This window comes from Dietzia sp. WMMA184, from assembly GCF_002441635.1.
Taxonomy (GTDB): Bacteria; Actinomycetota; Actinomycetes; order Mycobacteriales; family Mycobacteriaceae; genus Dietzia; species Dietzia kunjamensis.
This window is the reverse complement of record NZ_NXEI01000001.1, coordinates 775,413-792,452: the sequence shown is the minus strand read 5'-3', so window position 1 is coordinate 792,452 and position 17,040 is coordinate 775,413. Positions and strand designations below refer to the sequence as shown.

Here is a 17,040-nt window from a genome sequence, read left to right as displayed (position 1 = left end):
CGGGCTTGGCTGGTGGCGCGTCATGCCGGGGGGGCGAGGAGGCCGCCCGCACCGACCGTCCCGCTCCCGGGGTCATCGCGGTGGATGTCGGAGCGGGTGAGATCGGGGCGGTGACCACCCTGCCTCGCATCCCCGAGGACTCACGGGCGTCGGCGGGGGTGTGCCCGACACGCGGGAGTGGCGCGCAGCGATCGGTCAACGACCGGGCGGTTCGACGATCGGCTCGGCGACGGCGGGCTCGACCTCCGCGATCTCCTCGAGGCGCTCCTCGTCGATCACACCGCGGTCGTCGATGGCTCCGGACTCCGCCGCGGTACTGACCGTGACACGGGACTCCACGGTGGTCCGGGGGTCCGCGTCCGGAGCGGCGAAGTCGAACTCGTCGAGATCGGTGCGAAGTAGGAAGACGTTGTACGCGTCCCAGGTGGAGAGCGTGTAGTACAGGTACCGGCTGTCGTTGTCCGTGGTGAAGGGATGGATCATCGGGGCGTAGCCGTTCGGGAACATGCTTCGATCGACGATGGTCTGGGGCTCGGACCACGGTCCCCAGGGGCTCTCCGACACCCGCATGGAGACGACGCCCGTCGGCGAGGGCGTCACGGCGATGTACTTGTCCAGGTGCTCGTTGTACTGTACCGAGAGTTCCTCGACGCGTGCCGGGATGACGTCGTACCCGGTCGGCTCGTCGGTCCAGCCCGCGCCTGGACCCGCGTACCACTCGTACGCGGCGGGGTCCTCGATCTGCCCGATCGGAACCCGAGTGAGCATCGCAGGACCCTGACGACCGGACGGGGTCACGTACTCATAGAGATGACCAGCGTCGAGGAGAAACGCACTCATCTGCGCCCCGTACCAGCGGTCTCCGTCCACCGGCGGCAGGGTCTCGCTGTCCGGAGCGGGTTCGAACTGAACTGTCGGGTTCCATCCGGTGAAATCCGTGACGCGCCGCATCGTCTCGGTGAGCACCGTCCACGATTCGCCGTCGTCCGTGGACTTCACCAGTGCGGAGTAGTTGGTGTTCCAGCCGCCAGGCGCGTTCCAGTCCCGCACGGACATGACCCGCATGTACATGTCATCACCGGTGCTGATCGCGGCGGTCGGGATGACGGTGACCTCGCCGGCCCCGTTGGACTGGTGCGCACCCTGGACGAGTGCCGTGGCCTTCCCTTGTGGATCGGAGGGGACCGCCCTGAGGACGTCCATCCCGTTCTCGGGGCTCCCGCCGGCGGTGGCGAGCATGACGTTGGAGCGCCACTGGTTGTCTGTGGGAGTGCAGTCTCCGAAGGTGTCGCCGAACAGGGCCATGGTCTCGCCATCGTGGGTGAAGGTGATCCCGAGGTCTGTGCCGTGAATGTCGTACAGCTCGTCGGTCTTCGCGGGGCTGGTCGGCCCGGTAACCAGCTGGCGTACGGACGTGGCGCCCTTGAGGACCGGGATGGTGCCGTCGGCCCCGGTGACCCATCGGGGGAATCGGCGAACCGAGGATGCGGTGGCGTCGAGCACCGAGTTGGTCGCGTTCGCGAGCGATCCGGTGACGGGGAAGGGGCCGAGGGAACCCGGGGGGATGTTCCCGAAGAAGCTGTTGCACGGACCGCTCTCGCCGAGCAGTGAGCCTGTCGAGCCCGAGGACCCGGTCGATCCGGTCGACCCGGAGGAACCGGTGAAACTGGTGGAACCCGTGGAGTCTGCGGACTGGGCGGCTGCGTGGGCGGGAGCCACCGTGATCGCCAGTGCTACAACGAGAGGCAACGCAGAGAGCAGACGTGGCACAGAGTTAATCCGGTTCACACGTGAGACCTTACCTACGTCGCTCGGACCGGCACGCCTTTCGGTCACCTAGACTCCACGTCATGCTGATGGTGGGTCTGACCGGTGGGATCGGTGCCGGCAAGTCGACGGTGACGGCGGTGCTCGCGGAGGCGGGGGCGGTGATCGTGGACGCGGACCTCATCGCCCGCGAGGTCGTCGAACCGGGTTCCCCCGGGTTGGCGATGCTCGTCGCCGAATTCGGCGAGGACATCCTGGGGCCGGACGGTGCACTCGACCGCGCCGCCCTCGCCGCCCGCGCCTTCGTCGACGCGGAGCGGACCGCGGCCCTCAACGCCATCACCCATCCGCTGATCGGGGAGCGGACCGCCGAGCTGTTCGGCTCGGCGCCGGAGGACGCGATCGTCGTGCACGACATGCCGCTCCTCGTGGAGGGCGGGATGACACCCGGCTACCACCTGGTGATCGTCGTCGACACCCCGGAGGAGATCCGGTTGCAGCGGTTGGTGGAGTTCCGGGGGATGCCGGAGGACGACGCCCGCGCCCGCATGTCGAGGCAGGCCACCGATGAGGCCCGCCGGGCCGCCGCGGACGTGGTGATCGACAACTCCGGGGACCGGCAGACCGCCGTGGACCTCACCAGCGCCCTGGTCGAGGTCCGCCTCCGCCCGTTCGAGCACAACCTGCGCACCGGGACCCCCGTGGTGGGCGACCGCACCGTCGTCCCGTTCCGGCCCGAGTGGGCAGGCGAGGCGGAGCGGGCGTGCGGGCGCCTGCGTCACGTGGTGGGGAAGATCGCCACCCGGATCGACCACGTCGGTCCGACCGCGGTCGAGGGACTGGACGCGCCCGACGTCATCGATCTGCAGGTGACGGTGCGGGACGCGGCAGCGGTCGAGGTCGCCCTGCGCACGCTCACCGAGGCGGGATACGTGCGTGATCGGTCGAGCGAACGGCCGTTGCTGCACTGGTGCGACCCCGCCAGGCCGCTGGAGGTGTCGATCCTGGCAGAGGACGACCCCGAGCACGAGTTCTCGCTACTCATGGCCGAGGTGATCGGCGCGGACCCCGACGCACGGGCCGAGTACGCGGAGATCCTGCGTCGCGCGGACCGCGAGGAGACGCGTCAGTGGGAGCGCACCCTGAGCGAGGCCGTGCTGCGGGGGCGGTAGCGCCGACCGGGGGCGGGTCCGCAGCCCCGCCCCCGGCCGGGTCTCACTCGGTCGGGACCACCCCGTCGACCAACTCGGAGACCGGCACCTGCCGCACGACCTCGGTCGGCGCCGGCTGAGAGCTGGCCCGGCGCAGGTTCGGGTCGGGGAACACCTCCGACAGCCGGGTGCGCACGAGGAAGACGTTGTAGGCGTTCCAGGTGGTGACGAGGTAGTAGAGGTCCTCGCCCTGCGCCCACGGGTGCATGAACGCACCGTAGACGCCGGGCAGCACCGAGTAGTCCACCAGCGTGGTGGCGGAACTCCACGGCCCCTCGGGGCGGTCGGCGGTGCGGAGGACCACCGAGTCGTACCCCTGCGAGTACATCGCGGTGTACTTCCCGAGGTACTCGTTGTACATGGTCGAGATCTCGCTCGCCGGGGCGGGCAGGACCCGCTCGGCGGCGCCGACATCGGACACCCATGCCGAGCCGTTCCAGTACTCGTACGCCTCGGGGTCGAGGACGCCCGCGGCGGGCGGGTTGGCGGATCCGTCGAGCTCGTCCGCGGTCGGGGAACCGGCGAGCGGAACGCGTGCGACGACCGCCCCGCCCTGTCGCCCGGAGGGGGTGAGGTACTCGTACAGGTGCGTGTCCGTCTTGAGGTACGAGCTCATCTGGGAGCCGCGCCACGCAGGATCCACGGCCGGGGCTCCGGCGCCGAGGGGGACCGTGTCGGTGATGGGGCGGGCCAGAGAGGGGACGACGGCCCAGTTCTCGCCGTTGTCCGTCGAGTACGCCATCCCCGAGTAGTTGGTGGTCCACGATCCGGGTTGGCCCCAGTGGGCCACGGACATGAACCGCAGGTACTGGACACCGTCGACGGAGATGCCCGAGGTCGGGATGATCGTGACCTCACCGGGCAGCCCGGATCGCGGGACCAGCGACTTGGCGAGACCATCGGTCCCCATGGCGGCGGAATCGATGGTGATGCCGTCGGTCAGATCGGTGTCGGCGGAGCGGAACAGGACGTTGGAACGCCACTGGTTGCCGGGCACCGTGCAGTCGCCCATGGTGTCGCCGAACGCCATCAGGACCTGTGGGTGGGCGGGATCACCGTTGTCCCACATGATGCCCAGGTCCGTTCCGGCCACGCCGAACCGGTTGACGGAATCGCCGGGACTCGTGGGCCCGGTGACGAGCTGTTCGAACCGGGTGGGTCCACGCAGGACGGGTACCGTGCCCTCCTCTCCGGTGATCCACGGGGGCATCCCGTAGACCGACCCGATCATCGGATCGAGCGAGCCGGATAAACCGTTGCCCAGGGAGCCGGTCTCCAACTGCTGGACCAGCGATCCCGAACGGTCGGCGGAGCCCAGCGCGCGGGAGGCGGAGCCCAGCGACCCGGAGCCACCGGAGGACCCGAGCGAACCGAGGGAACCGGTGCCCATACCGGCCCCGGTCCGGTTCTCCAGCAGGGAACCGAAGTTGCCGAACATCTCGCTGCACGGGCCGGCAGCGGCGGTTCCGGCTCCGACCGTGCCGAGGGTCACGACCGACGCGGCGGCCGTGATCGACGCGACGACGACCGAGCTCAGGCGGCGGGGGAGAGGTCGGGTCATGTCACGCCTCCGGGATGGGCCGACGCTCGACCAGGACGGTCTCGCCGGTGTCCGCCGGGTCCGGGGTGTTGCGGGTCCAGCTGTCGTCGGTCGTCCGCATCCGCGACCGGGCGTCGGGAAGGGTCCGCGGCGGGATCTGGGTGAGGTCGGTCCTCATGAGGAAGACGTTGTAGGCGTCCCAGGTGGACATGGTGAAGTACAGGTCCTCGCCGCGGGTCTCCACGGCGGGGCTCCACGGGTGGACGAAGGCGCCGTAGAGGGTCGGGACGTGCTGGTACGAGAGCAGGATGTCCTCACCCGACCACGGGCCCCAAGGGGTGGCGGACTGGGCCATGACGATGTTGTTGGCGCGGTTGTTGTACAACGCGATGAAGCGACCCAGGTGCGCACTCCAGGACACCGACAACTCGCTCACGGCCGAGTTGACCGTCGGAGCGCCGAGCACCGGCACGGCGTCGCGGTGATCGACGACCCAGTCGCCGCCGTCCCAGAAGCGGTAGGCCGCCATCTCCTCGATCCGGTTCTCGGGGACCCGCGCGAGCCGTGCGGACCCGCTCCGACCGGACGGTGTGAGGTACTCGTAGACGTACCCGTCGTGCTTGAGGAACGCGCTCATCTGCCCGGCGGTGTGGGTGGTGGACTCCGGGCCCAGGTCGACCGGGAGGGGCATCGGTGCGGTACCCCGCCGGGCGGTATCGCGTACGGGGACCCAGTTCTCGCCGTTGTCCGTCGACCGGGCGAGAGCGGAGTAGTTGGTGGTCCACTCGCCGGGCGAGCCCCACCGTTCAACGGACATGTACCGCAGGTACTGGGTGCCGCCCACCTCGACGCCGGCGGTGGGGATCACCGTGGTCTCGTCGGGGTGGCCGGTGCGGGGGAGGATCGACTTCGCCATCCCGGGCCGCTCCATCGGCGCGTCGGTGATGCGCATCCCGTCGGCCAGTGTGCGGTCGCCGGATCGGAAGAGGATGTTGCTGCGCCACTGGTCACCGGGCTCGTCACAGTCGCCCATCGTGTCCCCGAGGGCCATCATCATCTGCGGATCCGAGGCGTCGCCGTTGTCCCAGAGGATTCCCAGGTCGGTGCCGGAGATGCCGAATCTGTCGACCGTGTCGTTGGGGCTGGTGGGTCCCGTCAGCAACTCGACCGTGGTGGTCCGGCCCCGGAGAACCGGGATGTACCCGTTCCCGCCGTCGGCCCACGGGGTGGCGGGCGCGGACGTGGGCGCCCCCAGAGACCCCGAGAGGGAGCCCGACCCGCCCGCGGTGCCGCCGGCCGGGGGCCACGGGTCACACGGTGCGGCCGTGGCGACCGGTGCGAGGAGGGTGAGGGCCCCCGCCGCGAGAGAGGCGGCGGCGACCGCCGTGATCGGCCGACGCGCGCCGTCAGGGCGGGCGGTACGACGACGAAGTGGGCTGCGGGCCATGGGGTTCTCCAGACGACATGACAGGGACGGTGAGGGGCTGCTCACTCCTACGGTAGTTGGCACCCCTGACATCCGCTGCGGCGACACCGGTGGGCGGGGGTGAACGGCTGCTCGTACGCTGGTGGTATGGCTTTCGCGACAGAGATCCCCGACGACGGGGTCCCCGCCGACCCGACAGTGCTCTCGTACTCGGAGTTCCGACCGATCGGCGATGTCGAACGAAGTGCGACCCGCTTCGAGGTCGTCAGTGAGTTCACACCGTCGGGCGACCAGCCCACGGCGATCGCGGAACTGACCGAACGCCTCGCACGTGGGGAGCGCGACGTCGTGCTGCTCGGCGCGACCGGCACCGGTAAGTCGGCGACCACCGCCTGGCTCATCGAGAAGGTGCAGCGGCCGACCCTGGTGATGGCACCCAACAAGACGCTCGCCGCGCAGCTGGCCAACGAGTTGCGCGAGATGCTGCCCAACAGCGCGGTCGAATACTTCGTCTCGTACTACGACTACTACCAACCGGAGGCGTACATCGCCCAGACGGACACCTTCATCGAGAAGGACTCGTCCATCAACGACGACGTGGAGAGGCTCCGGCACTCCGCGACGTCGTCCCTGTTGTCCAGGCGCGACGTCGTCGTCGTCAGTTCGGTCTCGTGCATCTACGGTCTCGGCACACCCCAGTCCTACCTCGACAGGTCGGTGGCGCTGGCCGTCGGGCAGGAGGTCGACCGCGACCAGTTGCTCCGGCTGCTCGTGGACGTCCAGTACGAGCGCAACGACGTGTCCATGACCCGGGGCACGTTCCGAGCGAAGGGCGACACCGTCGACATCATCCCCACCTACGAGGAACTCGCCGTCCGCATCGAGTTCTTCGGGGACGAGATCGACGCGCTGTACTACATCCACCCGCTGACCGGTGACGTCGTGCGCAGGGTCGACGAGGTGCGGATCTTCCCGGCCACCCACTACGTCGCCGGTCCCGAGAGGATGGCCAAGGCGATCGCCTCGATCGAGGCCGAGCTGGAGGAGCGCCTGGCGGAGCTGGAGAACCAGGGCAAACTGCTCGAGGCGCAGCGGCTGCGCATGAGGACGTCCTACGACATCGAGATGATGCAGCAAGTGGGCTTCTGCTCCGGTATCGAGAACTACTCACGGCACATCGACGGCCGGCCGGCGGGCAGTTCGCCGGCCACGCTCATCGACTACTTCCCCGAGGACTTCCTCACGGTGATCGACGAGTCCCACGTGACCGTGCCGCAGATCGGCGCCATGTACGAGGGCGACGCCTCCCGCAAACGCAATCTCGTCGACTTCGGGTTCCGCCTGCCGTCCGCCCTGGACAACCGTCCCCTGACCTGGGAGGAGTTCTCCGGCCGGGTGGGTCAGACCGTCTATCTCTCCGCCACGCCCGGCCCCTACGAGATGGGGCGCGCCGGTGGGGAGTTCGTCGAACAGGTCATCCGGCCGACCGGGCTCGTCGACCCGAAGATCGTGGTCAAGCCCACCAAGGGGCAGATCGACGACCTGATCGGGGAGATCCGTCAGCGCGCCGAACGCGACGAGCGGGTGTTGGTGACCACGCTGACCAAGAAGATGTCGGAGGACCTCACGGACTACCTGCTCGAGTTGGGGATCCGGGTTCGGTACCTCCACTCGGAGATCGACACCCTCCAGCGGGTGGAGCTGCTCCGGGATCTCCGGCGCGGGGAGTACGACGTCCTGGTCGGCATCAACCTGCTCCGGGAGGGACTGGACCTGCCGGAGGTCTCGCTCGTGGCGATCCTGGACGCCGACAAGCAGGGTTTCCTCCGCTCGGCCACCTCGCTCATCCAGACAATCGGCCGTGCGGCCCGCAACGTCTCCGGTGAGGTCCACATGTACGCGGACTCGGTCACCGAGGCCATGCGGCAGGCCATCGACGAGACCGATCGCAGGCGTGAGAAGCAGGTCGCGTACAACACCGAGCACGGCATCGACCCGCAGCCGCTCCGCAGGAAGATCGCCGACATCCTCGACCGGGTCGGAGAGGAACGCGGGGACGACGCGGATCCCCAGGACCGACCGGAGCTCGTGGGCGCCCGGGCGGCCGACGGGTCGGCGCGACCCCGCAAGGAGCTGGAGAAGCTCATCGAGGAGATGACCGAGCAGATGATGTCCGCGGCCACCGACCTGAGATTCGAGCTCGCGGGGAGGCTCCGGGACGAGATCGCCGAACTGCGCAAGGAACTCAAGGGCATGCGTGAGGCCGGGATCGACTGACCCGGGCCGCTTTTTCCCGCGTTTACCCCGCCCGTCGGCGGCGTGTTCGGACTACTCTGGGTGAAACGTGTTCCCGAGGAGAGGAAGCAAATGAGCGCCTACACCAGAGTGGTGGTGGGAACCGACGGTTCCGAGTCGTCCTACCGCGCCGTCGATCGCGCCGCGCAGCTGGCCGCCGACGCCTCGGCGGACCTCGTGATCGCCTGCGCCTACGTGCCCGCCGATCCGCGTTCGGTCAGCCAGGCTGCGGATCAGCTCGGTGACGACGCCTACCAGATCCGCGGGGACAATCCTGCCGAGGACATCGTCCGCGGCGCCAGGGACCGGGCCCAGAAGGCCGGAGCGACCAAGATCGAGGCGCGCACCGTGAAGGGGGCGCCCGTCGAATCGCTCATCAAGCTGGCCGACGACGTGGGGGCCGACCTCCTCGTGGTGGGCAACAAGGGACTCAACTCCCTGACGGGCCGGCTGCTCGGGTCCGTACCCGCCGACGCCGCACGACGCGCGACCTGCGACGTGCTCATCGTCCACACCACCTAGACCGCGCGCCGAACCCGGCGCCCCACCCGGCCGCCGGGGTCAGTGGCAGAGGTGGGTCCGGCTCGCATCGACGATCGCCCGACCCACCTCGGCGGTGTCGAGGTCCGGGTCCTGCGCCGCGATCGCGCTGGTGAGCGGGCGGATTCGTTCGAGGATCGTCTCGTCGTCCGCGCCGTCGGCGATCCCCCCGCAGATGCCGGCGCCCACCTCGATGGTGGTGACGGCGGTCATCTCGGTGGGGAGGCCGAATCCGGACAGTTCTGCGAGGAACTCCTGCTCGTCGTCGGTGCGCGGGTCGGGCCTGTCCCGGGCCGCGGTCTGTGCGGAGGTCACGGGTCGGGGCTCCGCGACGGCGGACACGCTGTCGACCGGGGCCTCCGCCCGGGTGCCGCACCCGCCGGCCGCCGCGACCGCGATGAGGGCCGAGGCCGCCAGCACGCGGGATCGGGTGTGGGTCATGCGGTGGGCTCCTGTGCGCTGTCATCGAGACGGTCCCGTATACCCGAGAGTAGCGGGCCGAAGCCGCCGGGCTGGACCAGGATGAGTTCCTGTGTCGCCCGGGTGGCGCCGACGTACAGGTCCTGCATCCCCTGGGGCGAGCGCGCCAGGACGCGTTCGGGGTCCACCACCACGACCACGTCGAACTCCAGCCCCTTGGCCAACGCCAGCGGCAACACCGATGTGCCCGGCCGGGCCAGTTCGGCAGCCTCGTGGACCGCGGGATAGCCGACACCGCCGAGCTCGTCGTCGTCTCCTCGGGAGTCCTCGTCGCCGCCGGGATCGGGCAGCAGCACCGCCACCGCCCGCTCCGACGGCACCGCCGCGACCTCCTCGGCGACCGCCTGCGCCACCGACCGACCGTCCGGCTCGAGCCACGCGACCGGCCGTCGCCCCGCGCGCACCGTCCGCGGCGACGACGCGGCCGGGTCGATCTCGGCGAGCAGCAGCTCCGCCACGGCGGAGATCGTCTCCGGGGTGCGGTAGTTCACGGTCAGCTCGGACAGCACCCACCGGTCGTCCACATACGGCGACAGGGCATCGGCCCACGAGTCGATGCCCGCCGGGCTCGAGGTCTGGGCGACGTCACCGACGAGGGTCATCCACCGGTTGGGGGAGCGGCGCATGAGCACCCGCCACGCCATGGTGGACAGCTCCTGCGCCTCGTCGACGATCACGTGCCCGAACGCCCACGTCCGGTCCGCGCCGGCCCGGTCGCCCACGGTGAGATCGGAGTCCTCGCTGTGACGGCGGGCCAGGGACTCGGCGTCGACGACGTCGTAGGCCATGAGCACCTCCGGATCGAGGTCGTCCTCGATGTCCTGCACGGCCGAACCCGTGAGGATCTCGAGAGCCTCCTCCGCCTGTCGGACCTGCTCCGCCCACGCGCGGTCCGCCTCACTGCCATCGGCGGTCGGGTCCTCGCCGAGGAGTTCGGCGAGCTCGTCCAGCAGCGGTACATCCGCCACCGAGAACGCGGCGCCGTTTTCCCGGAAGAGCGCATCCTGGTCCTCCGCGACGTAGTCACCCGCCGCCTCGGCGATCCGGTCGCGGCTCGACAGCAGGTCGGCGAGGAGTTGCTCGGGCCGTAGCACCGGCCACCACCCGTCGATCGCCTCGGCGACCTCGCGGGAGGCCTCGACCTCCCGGCGGAGTTCCGCGCGGTCATCCGCGTCCAACAGGGGGCGGGCGGCGTCGCCGAGGTCGCCGACACCGTCGCCGTCCGGTGACCATGCCTCGTCCTCCGCCCGCCCGACCGGGTCGGTGAGTGCGGAGACGTACTGCTCGGTGAGGGCGTCGATGATCCGCGTCGCGAACGCGTCGCGGGACTGGTTGTGGGGTCGCCGGGTCATCCGTCCGCGCCCTCTCGCCGCCCGCACCGTCGCCGGGGTCAGTGTCAGATCGTGTCCCTCGACCCGCACCACGACGTCGGCCTCCGGGGCGAGCTGGCGGGCCCGCACCGCGGCCTTGAGGATTCCCACCATCTCGCCGGAGCCCTTGACCTCCTCGCCGCGCAGTGTCTCCGGTCCGGTCGCCCGGACGCCCGGATAGAGATCGGCGAGCGTCCGCAGGACCACCCCCGACTCGCCGAGGGACGGCAGCACGCGCGCGATGTAGTCGAGGAACCGCGCATTGGGTCCGACGATGAGCACACCGCTGCGGTCCAACCGCTGCCGGTGCGTGTAGAGGAGGTAGGCGGCGCGGTGCAGCGCCACGGCGGTCTTTCCGGTACCCGGGCCGCCCTGGACCACCAGGACGCCGGAGTGCGGGTTGCGGATGATCTCGTCCTGCTCCCGCTGGATGGTGGCCACGATGTCCGTCATGTGGGCGGAACGGGCGGTGTCCAGCGCCTCGAGCAGGGCGGACTCGCCCACCACGTCGTCGTGGTCCTCGGGGACCTCACCGTCTTGCGGGGCCGTGAGGTACTCGTCGTGGATCCCGATCACCCGGCGACCGATCGTCCGCAGGTGGCGGCGCCGGTGAGCGCCCTCCGGCCGGGCGGTCGTCGCCAGGTAGAAGGGCCGGCTGTGGTCGGCGCGCCAGTCGAGGAGCAGCGTCGTGAGGTCGTCGTCGTCGTCGCGGAGACCCACGCGCCCGATCCGACGTACCTCGCCGTCCCCCATGTCCAACCGGCCGAAGTACAGGCCCAAGTTGGCGGCGCTGAACGCCGCGAGCTCGGAGGTGTAGAGCCGGGCGAACGACTCCCGTTCCGACCGCGCCTGCGGGGTGCCGCCCGACCCGCGCAGGACGGCGTCCAGGCGCGCACGCGTGTCCGCCCGCAACTCCTCGAGGCGGTCGAGGAGGCGGCCGAGGTGACGTTGTTCCTCGTCGACGGCGTCGTGTCCCGTCACGGGCGCTCCTTCCGGGGTCTGCGTGGTCGGTTCGGGCAGGATGACCAGGCTACCGGGAACCGCGACGGGTGCTCAGACGACGACGACCCCGCCCGGGTGGGGGCGGGGTCGTCGGGAGGCGGTGTGGCCGCCGGCGGTAGTCCGGGGGCGGTGGCCCGCCCCGGTCGTCAGGGACGGATGACGTCGGCGGCCTTCGCGCGGACCTCGTCCGTCATCTTCTTGGCCTCGGAGGCCTTCTTGCCCGCCTCCTTCTCGAACCGGGCGGACTTCTTCCTGGCGTCCTTGCCGGCGCGGGTCGCCTTCTTGCGGGCGTCCTTCTTCTTGGCCTGCGCGGCCTTGCGGGCCTCCTCGGCCCGGACCGCGGCGAGTCGGGTGGCGACACCGGCCTGGTCGCGGACCTGCGCGGTGTAGGGCCGGGCCTCGTCGGCCGCTGCGTGGGCCGCGGCGCCCGCCTGCTCGCGGACCTGCGCGGCGATCGGGGCGGCCTGCTCCCGGGCGGTGGCCGCGCGATCCCGCACGCGAGCGGCGACCACCGGCGCGGTGTCACGCACGACCCCAGCGAAGCCGGACGCCTGGTCACGCACCTGATCGGCGACCTCCGGGGCCTTCGCCCGCACGGTGTCGGCCACCTCGGGAGCCTTGTCGCGCACGGCGTCCGCCGCGCCACGCGCCTGATCGGCCACGGTGTGTGCGACACCGGCGAGCGCCGCACCGGCGGCCGCGGACTCGGCCTTCGCCCCGGGCAGCTTCGCGGCCATCTTGTCGCCGGCCTTCCGGGCGCGCCAGGCCACCCCGGGCTGTCCGGCGGTGTCGACCGAGGCGAGGATGAGCCCGCCTAGGAGCGCCACGTCGGTCGCCAGACCGGTGGTCTTGCGACTGCGGGCGTCCTTGTCGGACTCCATCCAGAACGCGTGGCGGCTGACGGTCGAGGGCACGTGGGCGGCGGTGAGCGCGAGCGCCGACAGGCGGGGGGCCTTGCCCAGCGCGAACAGGACGCCCGCGCCGATCTTGACCCCGGCGAGCGCCTTGACGAGCGTCTCGGTGTCCTTGGGGACGGGCGGCACCGATGCGGAGACCGTGTCGTTCACCGCCTGCTCGCCCTTCTCCATCAGCGGGGTGGCCTTGTCGACGAGCGGCGCCGCGTCGGCGACATGGGCCTGCGGATTGCGAAGCGTCTCAACGCCGTCGATGACGAACACCGTGGCGAGCATGGGTCGTGCGAGTCGTCGGATCATCGTTCCTCCTGGATAGGTGGGAGTGCGTGGTCGAACCTAGTCCGAACCCGGTGAGGGCGCCTCCGGTCGCGATCCGGGGCTACCCGTCGACGGACCGTCACCGGGGGAGTGTGCTGCGGCGATCGCACACGGTGGCGGTTTGATAACGATTGGATGTCGGCCCACAGGGCGACGGGGACAGGACCCCCGTCGCGGTCACCACCCGCGCTCCCGCCACTCGCCCAGATGCGATCGCTCGGCACCGATGGTGGTGTCGTCCCCGTGTCCGGGATGGACCACGACGTCGTCATCGAGGACGTCGAAGACCCGGGCCTCGAGGTCGTCCATCAGCGAGGCGAAGTCGGCTTCCGAACCGGTCTTCCCGGGGCCGCCGGGGAAGAGGGAGTCCCCGGAGAACAGGTGGGTGCCCGCGTCGGTGCGCAGGACGAGTGCGATGCCGTCCGGAGTGTGACCCCGCAGGCCGATCACCGCCAGCCGGAGGTCGCCGACCACGAGCTCGTCCCCGTGCGCGACATGTCGGTCGGTGGGGACGTCGATGCCCCCGGCGTCGCCGGGGGAGGCGATGGTGGTCAGGCCGAGGGCGGCGACCGTCTCGGCGAGACCGATCCAGTGATCGGCGTGGAGGTGCGTGGTGAGCACCTCCTTGACCCCGGGTGCGCGGTCCCTCAGATGGGAGATCAGCTGCGGCGCGTCGTTGGCGGCGTCGACGAGCAGTACGTCGCCCGTCGCGGTCGACTCGATCACGTAGACGTTGTTGTCCATCTCGCCGACCGAGATCTTGGTCAGTCGGGCGGGGCCCACGGTCCAGCGCTCGCCGGTCAGTCGGCCTCCGGTACGGCCGGAGTAGCCCTCGGTGAGGGTGATGCGGTCGGGTAGTGACTCGGTGGGATTCGACATAACGGCAGGCTACCGACGTCGGGCGCGGTCGGTGGCCGGAAGCGTGTCGTACTACGTTGGTACCTTCGTCTGCGGGAACGGCAGCCATGCGGCAGGTGCGGCTTTCGCCACGGAGACGTGGCGGCCTCCCGACTCGGAAGGAGAACCCATGGTGGACCGTCTGGTCGTCCGCGGCGCACGGGAGCACAACCTCAAGGGCGTGGACATCGACGTCCCCCGCGATTCGCTGATCGTGTTCACCGGACTGTCAGGGTCCGGCAAGTCCTCGCTGGCGTTCGACACCATCTTCGCCGAGGGCCAGCGCCGCTACGTCGAGTCGCTGTCCTCCTACGCCAGGATGTTCCTCGGGCAGATGGACAAGCCGGACGTCGACTTCATCGAGGGACTGTCCCCGGCCGTGTCGATCGACCAGAAGTCGACCAACCGCAATCCCCGCTCGACCGTCGGCACCATCACCGAGGTGCACGACTATCTGCGCCTGCTCTACGCCCGCGCCGGGGTCCCGCACTGTCCCACCTGTGGGGAGGTGATCTCCCGCCAGACCCCACAGCAGATCGTCGACCAGATCCTGGAGGGCGAGGAGGGTGCACGGTTCCAGGTGCTCGCCCCCGTCGTCCGGACACGCAAGGGTGAGTTCGTCGACCTCTTCGCCCAGCTCGCCGCCGACGGTTACAGCCGCGTGCGGGTGGACGGAGAGCTGCACACGCTCGCCGAGCCGCCCGTCCTGAAGAAGCAGGAGAAGCACGACATCGAGGTGGTCGTGGACCGGCTGGCGGCGAAGCCGTCCTCACGGCAGCGGCTCACCGACTCCGTGGAGACCGCCCTGGGGCTGGCGGATGGCGTGATCGTGATCGAGTACGTCGACCTCGACGACTCCGATCCCGCCCGGCACCGCAGGTTCTCCGAGCACATGGCCTGCCCGAACGGGCACCCGATCGCGCTGGACGACATGGAGCCCCGCGCGTTCTCGTTCAACAACCCCTACGGGGCCTGCCCCGTGTGCGACGGTCTCGGTTCCCACCTGGAGGTGGATCCGGACCTGGTCGTCCCGGACCCCGAGCGGTCTCTCGCCGACGGCGCGATCGCACCATGGTCGGGTGGCCAGAGCGCCGACTATTTCCAGCAGTTGCTGACCGGCCTGGCCGGGGACATGGGCTTCGACCTCCGCACCCCGTGGCAGGACCTGCCCGCGAAGGTGCGCAAGGCCGTGATGGGGGGCGCCCCCACCAAGGTCCGGGTACAGTACCGCAATCGGTTCGGCCGCGTCCGGACCTACGACGCGAAGTTCGAGGGCGTGATGTCGTTCCTCAAGCGTCGCCTGGACCAGACCGAATCGGAATCGCAGAAGGAGCGCTACCAGGGCTACATGCGCGAGGTCCCGTGCCCGGGATGCGACGGCACCAGGCTCAAGCCGGAGATCCTCGCCGTCACCCTCGCCGGGCCCGGGGGCATGGAGCGCTCGATCGCCGACATCAGCCGTATGTCCGTGGAGGACTGCGCTGCGTTCCTGGACGGGCTCGAACTCGACCCGCGCCAGGCAATGATCGCCGGTCGTGTCCTCAAGGAGATCCAGGCACGGATGGGCTTCCTGCTCGACGTGGGGCTGGACTATCTGTCGCTCGACCGCGTCGCCGGCAGCCTGTCGGGCGGCGAGGCCCAGCGGATCCGCCTGGCCACGCAGATCGGGTCGGGCCTCGCGGGCGTCCTCTACGTCCTGGACGAGCCGTCCATCGGCCTGCACCAGCGGGACAACCGGCGACTGATCGACACCCTCGTCCGGCTGCGCGACCTCGGCAACACGCTCCTGGTGGTGGAGCACGACGAGGACACCATCCGCTCGGCGGACTGGATCGTCGACATCGGGCCGCTCGCCGGTGAGCACGGGGGCCGGGTCGTGCACTCGGGCGACTACGAGGGGCTCCTGGCTGCCTCCGAATCGCTGACCGGCGACTACCTCGCCGGGCGTCGTCAGATCGCCATCCCGGACAAGCGGCGCGCTCCGAGCCCCGACAAGCGTCTGCACGTGAAGGGCGCCCGGGAGAACAACCTCAAGAACGTCGACGTGGTCTTCCCCGGCGGCGTGCTGTGCGCGGTCACCGGCGTCTCCGGCTCGGGCAAGTCCACTCTGGTCAACGACATCCTCGCGACCTCGCTGGCCAATCAGCTCAACCGGGCCCGGCAGGTGCCCGGCCGGCACTCCCGGATCGACGGCGTGGACGGGTTCGACAAGCTCGTCCAGGTGGACCAGTCGCCGATCGGTCGTACCCCGCGCTCCAACCCCGCCACCTACACCGGCGTGTTCGACAAGATCCGCACCCTCTTCGCCGCCACCACCGAGGCCAAGGTCCGCGGGTACAAGCAGGGCCGGTTCTCGTTCAATGTCAAGGGTGGGCGCTGCGAGGCCTGCCAGGGTGACGGGACGTTGAAGATCGAGATGAACTTCCTGCCGGACGTCTACGTGCCGTGCGAGGTGTGCCACGGGGCGCGGTACAACCGCGAGACCCTAGAAGTGCACTACAAGGGCAAGACCATCGCCGAGGTGCTGGACATGCCCATCGAGGAGGCGAGCGAGTTCTTCGAACCGATCACCTCGATCCATCGCTACCTCCAGACCCTCACCGAGGTGGGGCTCGGATACGTGCGGTTGGGTCAGCCCGCCCCGACCCTCTCGGGTGGTGAGGCCCAGCGCGTCAAACTGGCCGCCGAACTGCAGAAGCGCTCGAGCGGGCGGACGGTGTACATCCTCGACGAGCCGACCACCGGTCTGCACTTCGAGGACATCACCAAACTGCTGTTGGTCATCCAGGGGTTGGTGGACAAGGGCAACACGGTCATCGTGATCGAGCACAACCTCGACGTGATCAAGAGCGCCGACTGGGTTATCGACATGGGGCCCGAGGGCGGTGCCGGGGGCGGCTCGGTCGTGGCTGAAGGCACCCCGGAGCAGGTGGCGACCGTACCCGGGAGCCACACCGGCCGTTTCCTTGCCGAAGTGCTCCCCGGCGTGGCCGACGGGGAGGCCGAGGCCCCGACTGCGACCGAGGTCACCGAGCAGACGACGGGGAAGAAGGCGTCGGCGAGGAAGTCACCGAAGAAGAAGGCTGTCGCCACGACGAACCAGTCCTCGAAGAAGCAGGCCGAGAAGACCGCCGAGGCGGGGTCAGCGGCGTCCGCGACGGCCAAGAAGACCGCTGCGAAGGCAGCACGTAAGGCGCGCGCCCTACGCTGACGGCTTCCCGGTCCGGGACGGATGGCCCCGGACCGGGGCCCGTCGGGTCAGCGCGGCGCGGTCAGTGGG

General features: G+C 70.1%; 11 protein-coding genes. 4 read left to right on the top strand and 7 right to left on the bottom strand.

Annotated features, from left to right (window positions below):
• Nucleotides 1-195: 195 nt before the first annotated feature.
• Entirely contained in the window at nt 196-1,749 is a 1,554-nt protein-coding gene (locus tag CK206_RS03680) for a DUF4185 domain-containing protein (protein ID WP_143337688.1), read from the bottom strand.
• A gap of 101 nt (nt 1,750-1,850) precedes the next feature.
• Between CK206_RS03680 and coaE the strand changes: the two genes are divergently transcribed.
• Complete coding sequence (gene coaE / locus CK206_RS03675; RefSeq protein ID WP_096905573.1) at nt 1,851-2,939, top strand: dephospho-CoA kinase; 1,089 nt, start codon at nt 1,851-1,853, stop codon at nt 2,937-2,939.
• Between the two features lie 43 nt (nt 2,940-2,982).
• Here the strand turns inward: coaE and CK206_RS03670 are convergent, their stop codons facing one another.
• Together CK206_RS03670 and CK206_RS03665 are read right to left on the bottom strand one after the other, a co-directional pair.
• Complete coding sequence (locus tag CK206_RS03670; RefSeq protein WP_096905572.1) at nt 2,983-4,539, bottom strand: DUF4185 domain-containing protein; 1,557 nt, start codon at nt 4,537-4,539, stop codon at nt 2,983-2,985.
• Between the two features lies 1 nt (nt 4,540).
• Nucleotides 4,541-5,965, bottom strand: a complete 1,425-nt coding sequence (locus tag CK206_RS03665) for a DUF4185 domain-containing protein (protein WP_096905571.1) — start codon at nt 5,963-5,965, stop codon at nt 4,541-4,543.
• Between the two features lie 126 nt (nt 5,966-6,091).
• Between CK206_RS03665 and uvrB the strand changes: the two genes are divergently transcribed.
• Both uvrB and CK206_RS03655 read left to right on the top strand, forming a co-directional pair.
• Nucleotides 6,092-8,221, top strand: coding sequence for an excinuclease ABC subunit UvrB (gene uvrB / locus CK206_RS03660; RefSeq protein WP_096905570.1), 2,130 nt, complete (start codon nt 6,092-6,094; stop codon nt 8,219-8,221).
• A gap of 90 nt (nt 8,222-8,311) precedes the next feature.
• Nucleotides 8,312-8,761, top strand: coding sequence for a universal stress protein (locus CK206_RS03655; RefSeq protein WP_069390259.1), 450 nt, complete (start codon nt 8,312-8,314; stop codon nt 8,759-8,761).
• 39 nt (nt 8,762-8,800) lie between these two features.
• Here CK206_RS03655 and CK206_RS03650 read toward each other — a convergent pair whose 3' ends face one another.
• The 4 genes from CK206_RS03650 to CK206_RS03635 form a co-directional block, all read right to left on the bottom strand.
• Nucleotides 8,801-9,220 carry a DUF732 domain-containing protein gene (locus CK206_RS03650; protein WP_240341260.1) on the bottom strand — a complete coding sequence of 140 codons (420 nt, stop codon included), beginning with the start codon at nt 9,218-9,220 and terminating at the stop codon, nt 8,801-8,803.
• A complete protein-coding gene (locus CK206_RS03645) occupies nt 9,217-11,610 on the bottom strand; it encodes an ATP-binding domain-containing protein (protein ID WP_096905569.1) in 2,394 nt (797 codons plus the stop codon). Before CK206_RS03645 ends, CK206_RS03650 begins: the two co-directional genes overlap by 4 nt.
• Before the next feature lie 167 nt (nt 11,611-11,777).
• Nucleotides 11,778-12,845 carry a DoxX family protein gene (locus CK206_RS03640; protein WP_096905568.1) on the bottom strand — a complete coding sequence of 356 codons (1,068 nt, stop codon included), beginning with the start codon at nt 12,843-12,845 and terminating at the stop codon, nt 11,778-11,780.
• Nucleotides 12,846-13,040: 195 nt separating this feature from the next.
• Nucleotides 13,041-13,742: an MBL fold metallo-hydrolase gene (locus tag CK206_RS03635; RefSeq protein ID WP_096905567.1), complete on the bottom strand. Its 702-nt coding sequence runs from the start codon at nt 13,740-13,742 to the stop codon at nt 13,041-13,043.
• A gap of 148 nt (nt 13,743-13,890) precedes the next feature.
• Between CK206_RS03635 and uvrA the strand changes: the two genes are divergently transcribed.
• Nucleotides 13,891-16,971 carry an excinuclease ABC subunit UvrA gene (gene uvrA, locus CK206_RS03630; protein WP_096905566.1) on the top strand — a complete coding sequence of 1,027 codons (3,081 nt, stop codon included), beginning with the start codon at nt 13,891-13,893 and terminating at the stop codon, nt 16,969-16,971.
• Nucleotides 16,972-17,040: the final 69 nt, after the last annotated feature.

Excerpts from the sequence above, each read along its gene's own strand:
- coaE (WP_096905573.1), top strand. The coding sequence starts at position 1,851 with ATGCTGATGGTGGGTCTGACCGGTGGGATCGGTGCCGGCAAGTCGACG.
- CK206_RS03670 (WP_096905572.1), bottom strand. The coding sequence starts at position 4,539 with ATGACCCGACCTCTCCCCCGCCGCCTGAGCTCGGTCGTCGTCGCGTCG.
- CK206_RS03665 (WP_096905571.1), bottom strand. The coding sequence starts at position 5,965 with ATGGCCCGCAGCCCACTTCGTCGTCGTACCGCCCGCCCTGACGGCGCG.
- uvrB (WP_096905570.1), top strand. The coding sequence starts at position 6,092 with ATGGCTTTCGCGACAGAGATCCCCGACGACGGGGTCCCCGCCGACCCG.
- CK206_RS03655 (WP_069390259.1), top strand. The coding sequence starts at position 8,312 with ATGAGCGCCTACACCAGAGTGGTGGTGGGAACCGACGGTTCCGAGTCG.
- CK206_RS03650 (WP_240341260.1), bottom strand. The coding sequence starts at position 9,220 with ATGACCCACACCCGATCCCGCGTGCTGGCGGCCTCGGCCCTCATCGCG.
- CK206_RS03640 (WP_096905568.1), bottom strand. The coding sequence starts at position 12,845 with ATGATCCGACGACTCGCACGACCCATGCTCGCCACGGTGTTCGTCATC.
- CK206_RS03635 (WP_096905567.1), bottom strand. The coding sequence starts at position 13,742 with ATGTCGAATCCCACCGAGTCACTACCCGACCGCATCACCCTCACCGAG.
- uvrA (WP_096905566.1), top strand. The coding sequence starts at position 13,891 with ATGGTGGACCGTCTGGTCGTCCGCGGCGCACGGGAGCACAACCTCAAG.